Source organism: Saccharothrix sp. 6-C (genome assembly GCF_016695385.1).
GTDB lineage: Bacteria > Actinomycetota > Actinomycetes > Mycobacteriales > Pseudonocardiaceae > Actinosynnema > Actinosynnema texasense.
The window spans coordinates 650,688-662,345 of sequence record NZ_CP064192.1 but is presented as its reverse complement, the minus strand read 5'-3'; the positions used below and the strand labels follow the sequence as shown (position 1 = coordinate 662,345).

15 protein-coding genes and 1 tRNA gene are annotated in these 11,658 nt (G+C 70.9%); 9 read left to right on the top strand and 7 right to left on the bottom strand.

Annotated elements, in window-relative coordinates; translation table 11 throughout:
• Positions 1–3 precede the first annotated feature (3 nt).
• From IOD16_RS03090 to IOD16_RS03080, 3 genes are all read left to right on the top strand, one after another.
• On the top strand, positions 4–486 hold the full coding sequence (locus IOD16_RS03090; RefSeq protein WP_123743780.1) for a helix-turn-helix domain-containing protein: 483 nt from the start codon (positions 4–6) through the stop codon (positions 484–486).
• Between the two features lie 114 nt (positions 487–600).
• A complete protein-coding gene (locus IOD16_RS03085) occupies positions 601–1,779 on the top strand; it encodes a Mur ligase family protein (RefSeq protein WP_236594716.1) in 1,179 nt (392 codons plus the stop codon).
• Positions 1,776–2,492 carry a type 1 glutamine amidotransferase gene (locus tag IOD16_RS03080; RefSeq protein WP_201438805.1) on the top strand — a complete coding sequence of 239 codons (717 nt, stop codon included), beginning with the start codon at positions 1,776–1,778 and terminating at the stop codon, positions 2,490–2,492. The genes IOD16_RS03085 and IOD16_RS03080 overlap by 4 nt, the downstream gene beginning before the upstream one ends.
• Before the next feature lie 121 nt (positions 2,493–2,613).
• Here the strand turns inward: IOD16_RS03080 and IOD16_RS03075 are convergent, their stop codons facing one another.
• Complete coding sequence (locus IOD16_RS03075; protein ID WP_201438804.1) at positions 2,614–4,101, bottom strand: flavin-containing monooxygenase; 1,488 nt, start codon at positions 4,099–4,101, stop codon at positions 2,614–2,616.
• 77 nt (positions 4,102–4,178) lie between these two features.
• On the opposite strand from IOD16_RS03075, the gene IOD16_RS03070 reads away from it, so the two are divergent.
• A complete protein-coding gene (locus tag IOD16_RS03070) occupies positions 4,179–4,787 on the top strand; it encodes a TetR/AcrR family transcriptional regulator (protein ID WP_236594715.1) in 609 nt (202 codons plus the stop codon).
• A 9-nt stretch (positions 4,788–4,796) separates the two neighbouring features.
• On the opposite strand, the gene IOD16_RS03065 is transcribed toward IOD16_RS03070, so the two are convergent.
• On the bottom strand, positions 4,797–5,315 hold the full coding sequence (locus tag IOD16_RS03065; protein WP_236594714.1) for an LPXTG cell wall anchor domain-containing protein: 519 nt from the start codon (positions 5,313–5,315) through the stop codon (positions 4,797–4,799).
• A 254-nt stretch (positions 5,316–5,569) separates the two neighbouring features.
• Between IOD16_RS03065 and IOD16_RS03060 the strand changes: the two genes are divergently transcribed.
• Together IOD16_RS03060 and IOD16_RS03055 are read left to right on the top strand one after the other, a co-directional pair.
• Entirely contained in the window at positions 5,570–5,830 is a 261-nt protein-coding gene (locus IOD16_RS03060) for a hypothetical protein (protein WP_123743785.1), read from the top strand.
• A 94-nt stretch (positions 5,831–5,924) separates the two neighbouring features.
• Positions 5,925–6,539, top strand: a complete 615-nt coding sequence (locus tag IOD16_RS03055; protein WP_201438802.1) for a TetR/AcrR family transcriptional regulator — start codon at positions 5,925–5,927, stop codon at positions 6,537–6,539.
• A 7-nt stretch (positions 6,540–6,546) separates the two neighbouring features.
• Here IOD16_RS03055 and IOD16_RS03050 read toward each other — a convergent pair whose 3' ends face one another.
• On the bottom strand, positions 6,547–6,768 hold the full coding sequence (locus IOD16_RS03050; RefSeq protein ID WP_033438423.1) for a DUF3618 domain-containing protein: 222 nt from the start codon (positions 6,766–6,768) through the stop codon (positions 6,547–6,549).
• A 175-nt stretch (positions 6,769–6,943) separates the two neighbouring features.
• On the opposite strand from IOD16_RS03050, the gene IOD16_RS03045 reads away from it, so the two are divergent.
• Positions 6,944–7,017, top strand: a tRNA-Leu gene (locus IOD16_RS03045).
• A 19-nt stretch (positions 7,018–7,036) separates the two neighbouring features.
• Here the strand turns inward: IOD16_RS03045 and IOD16_RS03040 are convergent.
• Together IOD16_RS03040 and IOD16_RS03035 are read right to left on the bottom strand one after the other, a co-directional pair.
• Positions 7,037–7,987 (bottom strand): CobW family GTP-binding protein, encoded by a 951-nt coding sequence (locus IOD16_RS03040; RefSeq protein WP_201438801.1) that lies wholly within the window; start codon positions 7,985–7,987, stop codon positions 7,037–7,039.
• Between the two features lie 230 nt (positions 7,988–8,217).
• Positions 8,218–8,769 carry a TetR/AcrR family transcriptional regulator gene (locus IOD16_RS03035; protein WP_201438800.1) on the bottom strand — a complete coding sequence of 184 codons (552 nt, stop codon included), beginning with the start codon at positions 8,767–8,769 and terminating at the stop codon, positions 8,218–8,220.
• Between the two features lie 35 nt (positions 8,770–8,804).
• Between IOD16_RS03035 and IOD16_RS03030 the strand changes: the two genes are divergently transcribed.
• A complete protein-coding gene (locus IOD16_RS03030; protein ID WP_236594713.1) occupies positions 8,805–9,227 on the top strand; it encodes an SRPBCC family protein in 423 nt (140 codons plus the stop codon).
• A 68-nt stretch (positions 9,228–9,295) separates the two neighbouring features.
• Positions 9,296–9,916 carry a DedA family protein gene (locus tag IOD16_RS03025; RefSeq protein ID WP_201438798.1) on the top strand — a complete coding sequence of 207 codons (621 nt, stop codon included), beginning with the start codon at positions 9,296–9,298 and terminating at the stop codon, positions 9,914–9,916.
• Here IOD16_RS03025 and IOD16_RS03020 read toward each other — a convergent pair.
• Together IOD16_RS03020 and IOD16_RS03015 are read right to left on the bottom strand one after the other, a co-directional pair.
• Positions 9,901–10,539 (bottom strand): response regulator transcription factor, encoded by a 639-nt coding sequence (locus tag IOD16_RS03020; RefSeq protein WP_201438797.1) that lies wholly within the window; start codon positions 10,537–10,539, stop codon positions 9,901–9,903. The two genes, IOD16_RS03025 and IOD16_RS03020, sit on opposite strands and share 16 nt — an antisense overlap.
• Entirely contained in the window at positions 10,530–11,546 is a 1,017-nt protein-coding gene (locus IOD16_RS03015) for a sensor histidine kinase (protein WP_236594712.1), read from the bottom strand. The genes IOD16_RS03020 and IOD16_RS03015 overlap by 10 nt, the downstream gene beginning before the upstream one ends.
• Positions 11,547–11,658: the final 112 nt, after the last annotated feature.

The following is an 11,658-nucleotide window of genomic DNA, read 5'->3' as shown; positions in this document are numbered from 1 at the left end:
ACGGTGCAGATCGACACAGCGGCGTACCAGCGCGTGCTCGGTGATGAGCTCCGCAGCCTTCGCAAGCAGCGCGGATGGACCCGCAAGGAGCTCAACCGCCGGCTGCAGAGCGACATCTCGCTGCAAACGCTGGCCACCTACGAACTGGGCACCCGCCAGTGCTCGGTGGTCCGGTTGGCGGAGATCTGCGCCGCGCTGGGCGTGCCCGCGCACCAGGTGCTCGCGCGGGTGCACGAACGCGTGTTCGGTGACGCGCCCGCCGGCCACCTCTCGGTCGACCTGGCCACCGTCGTCGCCGATCCGCGGCCGCAGCTGATGCCGCTGCGCCGCTGGGCGCAGGGCAGGCTCGCGCACCTGGTGCCCGGCCAGCCGCCCGAGGTGCACCTCGACCTGCCCGCGCTGGAGTACATGGCCCAGTTGTGCCAGCTCAGCACGGTGGACCTGATCCGGACCCTGCGGGAACTGGACCACCAGCGGCACCGGTAGCATCGGGGGATCTCCCTCCCCTGACAGATCCGGGAAGTCGGTTTGCCGAACACTCCAGGTGCAGACCCAGCCCGCCTGCCGCTGCGCACCGCGGCGGCCGTGCGACTGGGCAACATGAGTTCCAAGCTGTCGCAGAAGATGGGCCTGGGCGCGGGCGGCATGATCGGCGGCCGGGTCGCGCTGAAGCTCGACCCGCAGGCGCTGGCGCACTTGACCTCCGGCCGCTCGGTCGCGCTGGTGACCGGCACCAACGGCAAGACGACCAGCACGATGATGCTCAGCCGCGCCGTGTCGTTCCTGGGCGAGGTCGCCACCAACCACGGCGGCGCGAACATGCCCGACGGGCACGTGACCGCGCTGTCCAAGCAGCCCGACGCGCCGTTCGCGGTGCTGGAGGTCGACGAGGGGTACTTCCCCGAGGTCGTGCGGGCCGCGTCGCCCGAGGTGGCCGTGCTGCTCAACCTCAGCCGCGACCAGCTCGACCGGGTCGGCGAGGTGCGCACCATCGAGAAGTCGCTGCGCACGGCGCTGGCGTCGGTCACCGGGGTCGTGGTGGCCAACTGCGACGACATCATGGTGACGTCCGCGGCCCGTGACTCGGCGAACGTGGTGTGGGTCGCCACCGGGACGGGCTGGCACAACGACGCCGCCTCGTGCCCGCGCTGCGGCGACCCGATCCGCTGGGAGGGCGAGCACTGGCACTGCACCGGCTGCGACCTGGCCCGGCCGCGACCCCAGTGGGTGACCGGCGACGGGTACCTGGTCACGCCCAACGGCGTGAAGGTGGAGCTGGCGCTGCGGCTGCCCGGCAAGTTCAACCAGGCCAACGCGGTGATGGCGACGGCCGCCGCCGCCGCGCTGGGCGTGCCTGTGGAGGAGGCCGTGCAGCGGTTGCGCGCGGTGTCCAACGTGGCCGGCCGGTACCGGACCATCCAGCGCTCCGGGCACCGCGCCCGGCTGCTGCTGTCGAAGAACCCGGCCGGGTGGAGCGAGACGTTGACCGTGGTGCGCGAGGCCGACCACCCCGCCGTGCTCGTGATCAACGCCCACGAGGCCGACGGGCGCGACCTGTCGTGGCTGTGGGACGTGCCGTTCGAGCGGCTGCGCGGCCGGCAGGTGATCGCCTCCGGCGAGCGGGCCACGGACCTGGCCGTGCGGCTGACCTACGCCGAGGTCGAGCACACGATCGTGCCGGACCCGCTGCTGGCGATCGACGCCATGCCGCCCGGTCCGGTCGAGGTGATCGCCAACTACACCGCATTCCGCGACCTGAACGCGAGGGCCGCCCAGTGAGCACCAGCAAGGTCCAGATCGCACTCGTGCTGCCCGACCTGCTCGGCACGTACGGTGACTTCGGCAACGCGGTCGTGCTGGAGAAGCGGATGACGTGGCGGGGCATCTCCGCCGAGATCGTGAACATCCGGTTCGGCGAGCCCGTGCCGGAGTCGTGCGACATCTACGTGGTCGGCGGCGGTGAGGACACGGCGCAGACGCTGGCCGTGCGGCACCTGCGCGAGCACCCCGGGATGCAGCGCGCGGCGTCCCGCGGCGCGGTGGTCCTCGGCGTGTGCGCGGGCATCCAGATCTTCGGCGAGTCGTTCACCCGGGCCGACCAGGTGACGCACGGTGGCCTCGGGTTGATCGACTCGACGTCGCACGCGGGCGGCAGCCGGGCCATCGGCGAGGTGATCGCGACCCCGGCCGACGGCCTGTTCGAGGGCGTGCTGACCGGGTTCGAGAACCACCAGGGCCGCACCGTCCTCGGGCCGTCCGCCCGTCCGCTGGCGCACGTCAAGGTGGGCACCGGCAACGACGGCCGGGTGGAGGGCGCGGTCCAGGGCCGGATCCTGTGCACGTACCTGCACGGTCCGGTGCTGCCGCGCAACCCGCAGATCGCCGACCTGCTGATCGAGTGGGCCACGGGCGCCAAGCTGAGCCCGCTCGACCTGCCCGACGTGACCCGCCTGCGCGCCGAGCGCACCAAGGCCGCCGGCGTCACCGCCTGACCGCAGGGCTCTCGCGAGAGTCCTACCTCCACCTCGCGAGAGTCCTACCCCCAGCACGCGTGTGTCCTACGTTCAGAACGCGTGTCTCCTACGTTCGGAACACCCGAGTTGAACGCTCGGGTCAGGCCGGGACGCGGGTGCGGCGGGCCCGGGTCAGGGTGTAGTCCTCGGCGCGCACGGTCTTGGTGCGCATCCAGTAGCGCCACGTGAAGCCCGGCCAGACCGTCCGGTTGACGCCCTGCGCGTCGAGGTACCAGCTCTTGCAGCCGCCCTCGGTCCACACGCCCTTGGACAGCTTGCGCTGCAACTGCCGGTTGAACCGCGCCTGCACCTCCGGCCGCACGTCCAGCTCGTCGGCCTGGTGGCGGTCCAGCAGCTCGAGGCACTGCCGGACGTACCGGATCTGCGACTCGATCATGAACACGACCGAGTTGTGCCCCAGGCCGGTGTTCGGGCCGAGCAGGAAGAAGAAGTTCGGGAACCCCGACACGGTGATGCCGTAGTAGGTCTCGATGCCCTTCTCGCGCCACTGCTTGGCCAGGTCGACGCCGCCCTTGCCGATGACGTCGAGGTAGTCGAACGAGTCGACCACGTGGAACCCCGTGCCGTAGATGATCACGTCGACCTCGTGCTCGACGCCCGCGCGGTCGACCACGCTGTTCGCCCGCACCTCGGCGATGCCGTCGGTCACCAGGTCCACGTTCGGCTTGCCCAGCGCCGGGTAGTAGTCGTTGCTGATCAGCACCCGCTTGCAGCCCATCGTGTAGTCGGGCGTCAGCTTCGCCCGCAACGCCTCGTCGGGCACCTGGGAGCGCATGTGCCGCTTGGCGATGTTCTGCGCGAACTCCATGATCTTCGGGTTCACGGCGAAGCCGAGCGCGGTCGACTCCCGCGTCCAGTAGACGAAGTCGCGGTACAGGCGCTGGGTGAACGGCAGCGCGCGGAACAGCTTCTGCTCCCACGTGTTGATGTTCCGGTCGGCCTTGGGCATGACCCACGGCGGGGTGCGCTGGAACAGCGTCAGCCGGCCGACCTCGTCGGCGATCCGCGGCACGAACTGGATCGCGGACGCGCCCGTGCCGACCACGGCGACCCTCTTGCCGCGCAGGTCGTAGTCGTGGTCCCACTCGGCCGAGTGAAAAGTCCTGCCCTGGAACGCCTCGATGCCCGGCAGGGTCGGGATGTTCGGGATGTGCAGCGCGCCGACGCCCGCCACCACGGACTTCGCGGTGTAGGTGTCGCCGTTCTCGGTGGTGACGTGCCAGACCTTGTCGTCGGCGTCCCACCGCGCGCCGCCGACCTTGCTGTTGAACCGGATGTGCTCGCGCAGCCGGTACTTCTCGGCCACCCGCTTGAGGTAGTCCCAGATCTCCGGCTGCCGGGCGAACATGCGCGACCAGCGCGGGTTCAGCTCGAACGAGAACGAGTACATGTGGGACGGGACGTCGCACGCGCAGCCGGGGTAGGAGTTGTCCCGCCAGGTGCCGCCGAGGTCGCCCGCCTTCTCCAGCACGACGAAGTCGCGCTCCCCGGCCCGCTTCAGCTCGATCGCCATGCCCAGGCCGGAGAAGCCCGTGCCGACGATCAGGACTTTGACCTCTCGGTGCATGCCCGTCTCCTCCAAGTCCACCTACGTACTCCCCAGTAGGTTACTCGAAGTAAGTTACCTCCGGTAGTCTCGACTTCGTGACCACCACCGAGCCGCGCCGCCGGCGGATGCCCAAGGCCGAGCGCAAGGCGCAGATGCTCGACATCGCCGAGGGCGTCTTCGCCGAGCGCGGTTACCTGGCGGCGTCGATGGACGAGATCGCCGAACGGGTCGGGGTGTCCAAGCCGATGCTCTACGAGTACTTCGGCTCCAAGGAGGGGCTGCTCATCGGCTGCATCCACCGGGCGCGCACGGAGCTGCTCGACCGCACGCAGCGGGCGATCACCGGCGCGGACGGGCCCGAGGAGGTCCTGCGGCGCGGCCTGATGGCGTTCTTCGAGTTCATCGCCGAGCACAAGCAGTCGTGGTCGCTGCTGCGGCAGGAAGCGGCGATCACCGTGCCGTCCGCGGTCGAGGAGGTCGAGGGCATCCGCCGCCAGCAGACCGACCTGATCGCCGCCGTGATCGGCAGCTTCGACTCCGACGTGGACGCGGTGGAGGCCGAGGCGTTCGCCGAGATCGTGGTCGGCTCGACCGAACGGCTCGCGCTGTGGTGCGAGCGCAGGCCCGAGGTGGGGCCCGCGCTCGCGACGGCTTACGTCATGGACGTCGTGTGGCGGGGCGTGGCGAGCCGACTGACGACGTGACCGGCGCGGTCAGGCGCGTCGACGGCGGCTGACCAGCAGCAGCACCGCGCCCCCGAGCAGCGCGGTCAGGCCGCCGACGGCCGTCCACAGCGGTGCGGCGCCCGTTTGCGCCAACGCGTGGTCGGCGACCCGGCGGGGAGGCGGCGGCGCGGCGACGTGCACGGCGACGACCGCACCGGTCGTGGTCGTCGCGCCGGTGGTGGTCTGGGCGACCGCCGTCGAGGTGGTCGACGCGGTCGTGGTGCCGGCGACGTCCGTGGTGGTCACGGAGGTCGCGGACGTGCCGGACACGTCGGTCGTCGTCGTGGTCGCCCCCGTGGACGTGCTGGTCGACGTCCCGCCGGTCGACGGCGTCGTCGTGCACGGGGTCGTCGTCGTGGTCGTGGTCGGCGTGGTCGGCGTGTGGCACGGCGGATCACCGCGGTGCCGGCAGACGTCACCCCGGACCTGGTCCGCCCACCCGTCCGGCGCCTGCCGCGGCGGGTCGGCCGAGGCCACCCCCGGCGCGATCGCCAACCCCACAGCCACGCACACCACAACCAGCACTCGACGGCTCATCATGACCTCTCAAACGCGGGACGTTGCTCCAAATGGCCTATCGACGGCCGGTCGCCGCGCGTTACCGATCAGGCACGGTGCGTGCACCGTATTCGAATACACGAACGGGTGACGAAACCGGGGTTCCGGTGCTTTCCGCCGGGCACTCACACGATCGAAGGAATGACGCCGCACCAACTCCCGAACGCCGGTCAGATATGCACAACGACCACGGAAGGCAAGGCATGACCACACTCCCCATCACCGCCAACTACCGCCGCGACGGCGACGACTGGGCGGTCACCGTGCGCGCGGCCGGCAAGGAGCTTGATGCCACCGCACCAGGCCTTATCGCCGCCAGGCTGGCCGCCGACCAACTGGTGGAGGAGATCGCGACCGGGCGCTCCCCCCGTGCCGTGGTGCACTTGCTGGAGGGCGACGCGCTCGCGTTCTCGGTGGCGTACCTGCACACCCGAGCGGGTCTGGTTCCACCACCGACGGGGTGAACCCGAAGCGGCGCGGCGGCCGAGGAGATGGCCTGGGGCTGATTCCGGGTTCACCAGGCCTAGGATGTCCGGCCAAAGGCGACAGGAGCGCGAAATGGCCACACCGGTGTACAGCGGGGCGACTCGGACCCCGCAGCGAGGCAGACCGAGAGACGCCAGCCGGGACGACGCGTTGCGCCAGGCCGCGCTGGAGGTGATGGCCGAAGTCGGGTACCGCGCGCTGACGATGGACGCCGTCGCGGCGCGCGCCCGTGCGGGCAAGGCGACCATCTACCGGCGGTGGGAGTCGAAGCTCGACCTGGTGATCGACACGTGCACGCAGTTGGCGCAGCGCAACCTGGCCGAGCCGGACAACGGCTCGCTCGCCGGCGACCTGCGCGAGTTCCTGAGCTCGTTCGCCGCGTTCCTGTCCGGCCCGAGCGGCAAGGCGGCGCAGGCCCTCGTCGGCGAGCTGCCGCACGAGCCCGAGCTCGCCACGGCGTTCCGCGAGACGTTCCTGACCGCGCAGCGGGACGTGCTGCGGCGCATCCTGGACCGCGCCGAGGAGCGCGGTGAACTCCGCCAGGACGCGCCGCGCGGCATGGCGGTCGAGATCGCGGGCGCGGCCCTGATCTACCGGTTGATGCTCACCGGAGACCCGCTGGACCTGCCCTTCGTCGACCGCGTGGTGGAACAGGTGCTGGTGCCCCTCGTCGCCAAGGGGCAGTAGCGCACCTTCAGCGGAACAGCTTGCGCAGCAAGGCGAACCCGACGAGCACGGCCACCGCGATCAGCGAGTACCGGATCTTGGGTTCGTCGAGCTTCGCGCGCACGCTCTCCTTGCCGGACTCGACGAAGCGCTGGGGATTCGCCCTCGTCCCCAGTTCGTCGAGGGTCACGGCCAGCGCGTCACGAGCCTGCTCGATCTCGCGCTGGATGGTGTCGGGATCGCGGGCCACATCTCCTCCTACCTGCTCCTTGGTCACAACCGTAGTTGAGACGCGGCGGCCACGTTGACCTGACCGCCCCGGGAGCGCTTTTATAACACTGTTTTAGACCAAGTGCGCGGTTGGCGGCGGACGTGACGTCCCTCGGGGTCGGGTGGTCGGGGCCTGCCGATAAGCTTGCCGCGACGGGCTCGTAGCCCAATTGGCAGAGGCACACGGTTTAGGTCCGTGCCAGTGAGAGTTCGAGTCTCTCCGAGCCCACTCACCCGTCCCCTCCGGGTCACGCCGTGTAGCGCAGGACCTCCAGCATCGACTGCGGGTCCACCGCGGCCGGGTCCGGTTCCTCGCAGGCGGCCAGGTCGGCGCGGATCGCGGCGACGTCCAGGCCCGTGCCGATCAGCACGAGCTCGGTGCGCCGCGGCCCCGGCCACGCCGAGCGCTCGAACCGCAGGAACGCGCCCACGGTGTGCAGGCCGAACCGCTGCCGGTGACCGGGCACGTCGAACCGCACGAAGCCCTTGATCCGGTACAGGCCCTTGGGTCGCGCGTCGAGGAAGGCCATGAGCCGCAACGGGTTCATCGCGCCGCCGGTGAACTCCACGCTGTCGTAGCGCACGTGGTCGTGCTCTTCGTCCAGCAGGTCTTCGAACGACAGCTGGCCGACCCGCTCCCGCGGGCGCGGGTCGAACAGCAGGGCCGGGTCGACGCGGCCGAACGACGACCGGACCACGGGCACGCCGGGCTTGAGCCGGTCGATCTCGGCCGCGAGCGCCGAGGGGTCCGTGACGCGGTCGACCTTGTTCAGCACCACCAGGTCGGCCACGCGCACGTGGCGTGCCAGGTCGTCGGGGAACTCCGCCGCGTCGACCAGCAGCACCAGGCCGCCGTAGGACAGGCGCGGGTTCTCGCCGGCGAGCACCATCCGTGCCATGGCCTGCGGTTCGGCCAGGCCGCTCGCCTCGATGACGATCACGTCGACCAGCGGGGCGAGCTTGGCCAGCATCCCGTCGAGCTCGCTGACGTCCACCGCGCAGCACAGGCACCCGTTGCTGAGGGAGACGGTGGAGTCGACCTGGCCGGCCACGCTCATCGCGTCGATGCCGATGGCGCCGAAGTCGTTGACCACCACCCCGACCCGCGTGCCGCGACTGCCGCCGAGCAGGTGGTTGAGCAACGTCGTCTTGCCGGAGCCGAGGAACCCCGCCACCACGATCACCGGGATCCGCTTCACGCCGACCGATCCTACGTCCCCCGAGAGTCCAACCCCCACCCGCCGAGAGTCCAACCTCCACCCCGCGCGTGTCCTACGTTCGCGTCGCGCGTGTCCTACGTTCAGAACACCCGAGTTGAACACTCAGCACTGTTGATCTTGCGCTGAGTGTTCAACTCGGGGTGCGCGAACGTAGGACACGCGCGTTCCGAACGTAGGACTCGCGCGGGGTGGGGGGACGACTCTCGGGGTCAGGTGGTGGTCAGGGCGATGAACTGGTCCATGGCGGCGTTCACGGCGGGCAGGTCGCCGGTGGCGATCAGGTCCAGGAGGAGGCCGCGGGCGACGGCGAGGCCCAGGCGGGCGCGGGCCTCGGCGACGTCGGGCGGGTGGCCGAGGGAGCGCTGGATGGCGGCCACCGGCGCCAGCCAGTCGGTGACGATGCCGTCCAGCAGCGGGGTGGTGCCGGGACGCCCCTGGGCGGCTTGGGCGTAGAGCTCGAAGAACAGCCGTTCGTGGGCGCGCAGGGACGGGTCGGTGAGCGTGCGCCAGAACGCGCGGGCGGCCTCGGCCGGGTCGTCCAGCGGCAGGGAGGCCAGCAGCGCGCGCTGACGGGCCTCCACCAGCCGCACGACCTCCACCAGCAGGCCCTCCATCGAGCCGAAGTGGTAGATCAGCATCCGGTGGCTCGTGCCGACCCCCTCGGCCAGCCGGCGCAGGCTCAGGTCGCCCAGGCCCCGCTCGGCCAGGTGGTCGACGACGGCGGTGAGCAGGCGTTCGCGGGCAGGCCCTTGTTCCGACATGTACCAGATGGTACATGTACCGCATGGTACAAAGAGTGGACGTCCGCGTGCGCAGCGAAGCCCCGCCGGACCGGGTCTACCGCCTGGCCGCGGACAGCTCGACGTGGCCCGACTGGTCGCCCGCGGTGCGCTACGAACGGGAACGCGCCGGGAACGCGAGTGGCGTGGGCGAAGTGCGGGTATTCGAGAACAAAGGCCGCAAGGCGCTCACGAGGGAGGAGGTCGTCGAACTGACGCCGAACCGGCGGGTGGGCTACGTCCTGTTGTCCGGTCTCTCCATTCGCGACTACCAGGCGTTCATCGACCTCGCGCCGGACGGCGACGGGACGGCGATCCACTGGCACTCGTCGTTCGAGCCGGGCAGGCGCGGGACGGGGTGGCTCTACCGCCTGGTGCTCCGAGCTGTGATCGCGCGGTACGCCAGAGGGCTCGCCGCGCACGCCGCAACCGGTAACTGAGGTTTTCCGCACCCCGGTGTGCGGTCGGCATCATGGCGAGGGCCGCGGCGCGTTCGTAACTTGGGATCATGGATGTCGTCTCGTGGGTCACCGACCTGATGGAAACGCTCGGCGCGCCCGGCGCCGGGATCGCGATCGCGCTGGAGAACCTCTTCCCGCCCCTGCCGAGCGAGCTGTTCCTGCCGTTGGCGGGGTTCACCGCGAGCCAGGGCAAGATGAGCTTGTTCGCCGCGATCCTGTGGACCACCACCGGGTCGGTCGCCGGCGCGCTCGCGCTGTACTACCTCGGCGCGGCGCTGGGCCGTGACCGGATCAGGGCCATCGCGCGACGGCTGCCGCTGGTCGACGTGTCCGATGTGGACCGGACCGAGGAGTGGTTCGCCCGGCACGGCAAGGCGACGGTGTTCTTCGGCCGGATGGTCCCGATCTTCCGCAGCCTCATCTCCATCCCGGCGGGCGTGGAGCGCATGCCGCTGCCCGGTTTCCTGCTGCTGACCGCGGCCGGCAGCCTGATCTGGAACTCCGCGCTCATCCTCGCCGGGTACGCGCTGGGCGCGAACTACCACCTCGTCGACCAGTACACGGGTGTCGTGTCGAAGATCGTGATCGGCGTGGTCGTGCTGGCCGTCGGCTGGTTCGTGGTGTCGCGCGTGAGCAGGAACAGGAAGAAGGATCAGGCCCGCAAGTAGCGCAGGATCGCCAGCACGCGCCTGCTGTAGCCGTCCACGTCGGACAGGCCCAGCTTGTCGAAGATCGAGTTGATGTGCTTCTCCACCGCGCTGCGCGACACGTGCAGCCGGGCCGCGATGGCGTTGTTCGTGTGCCCCTCGGCCATGTGCGCCAGCACCTGGCGCTCCCGCTCGGTCAGCACGCCCAGCGGGTGGGTCGTGCGGGCCAGCAGCCGCCGCACCACCTCCGGGTCGAACGCCACGTCGCCCGCGCCGACCCGGCGCAGCGCGTCCAGGAACTCCTCCACCTGGACCACGCGGTCCTTGAGCAGGTAGCCCACGCCGTCGGCGTGCTCGGTGAGCAGGTCGACGGCGTAACGCTGCTCGACGTACTGCGACAGCACCAGCACGCCGACGCCGGGGAACCGCCTGCGGATCTCCAACGCCGCCTTGAGGCCCTCGTCGGAGTTCGTGGGCGGCATCCGCACGTCGGTCACCACCACGTCCGGCAGGTGCGCCGCGACCGCGCCGAGCAGGGCTTCCGCGTCGCCCACGGCGGCGAGCACGTCGTGGCCCTCCTCGACCAGGAGCCGCACCAGGCCTTCGCGCAGCAACGTCGAGTCCTCGGCCAGGATCACCCGCACGGCACGTCCGCGGTGATCACCGTGGGACCGCCGGCCGGGCTCGTCACGTCGAACGCGCCGTCCAGCGCGAGCACCCGCCGGGACAGGCCGGCCAGCCCGCCGCCGGCCGGGTCCGCTCCCCCGACGCCGTCGTCCACGACCCGCACGCGCACCGCCCCCGCCTCCTCGGTGATGTCCACGACGATCATGGTCGCACCCGAGTGCTTGGCCGCGTTGGTCACCGCCTCGCAGACCACGAAGTACACCGCGGTCTCCACCCGCGGCGGCGCGGCCAGGGGCGCGCACCGGATGCGCACCGGGATCGAGGACCGGTCCGCCACCGCCTCCAGCGCCTCGACCAGGCCCGACGAGTCCAGCGCCGCCGGGTAGACCCGCCAGGCCACCTCCCGCAGGTCCTCCAGGACGTGCCGGGACTCCTCGTGCGCCTGCGCCAGCAGCTCGGCGGTGTGGTCGGGGTTGCGGCGGGCGCGGCCGAGGAGCATGCCCAGCGCGACCAGCCGCTGCTGCACGCCGTCGTGCAGGTCGCGCTCGATGCGCCTGCGCTCGGCGTCGACGGCCGCCACGATGCCCGCCCGGCTCTCGGCCAGCTCGTCGATGCGCAGGCGCAGCAGCTCGGCCTCGCTCGGGCCGAGCCAGCGGCGGGCGACCTTCCCCTCCAGCGCGATCACGCCGATGATGCCCTGGACCTCGATGTAGAGCAGGACCAGGCCGATCAGCCCCGTCCACAGGAACGCGGTCCAGTCGTCGGAGCGGTCGAGGCCGCTCTCCGGACCGCCCGCGACCAGCCGGTACAGCACGATCGCGGCCATCGCCAAGCCGTAGAACAGCCAGGCCAGCACGAACCCGCCGAACAGGCCGACCGGCGCGCGCACGGCGAGGTAGCGCGCCGCCTGCTCCCGCGTCGGCTCGGCGCTGTCGATCCCGAGGAACGACCGCAGCCGCCGCCGTTCCCACCCGGCGAGGGCGACGACCCACTTCCGGGCGAACGCCACGACGAACAGATCCACCAGCGCGGAAGCGAAGCCGAGCAACAATCCGGCAACAGCGCGCCACCCCCTGTGCACCTGGTCGAGGTTAGTCGACCCGATCGTGCTATTGGCGCTTCCCGCATCCCTGCCA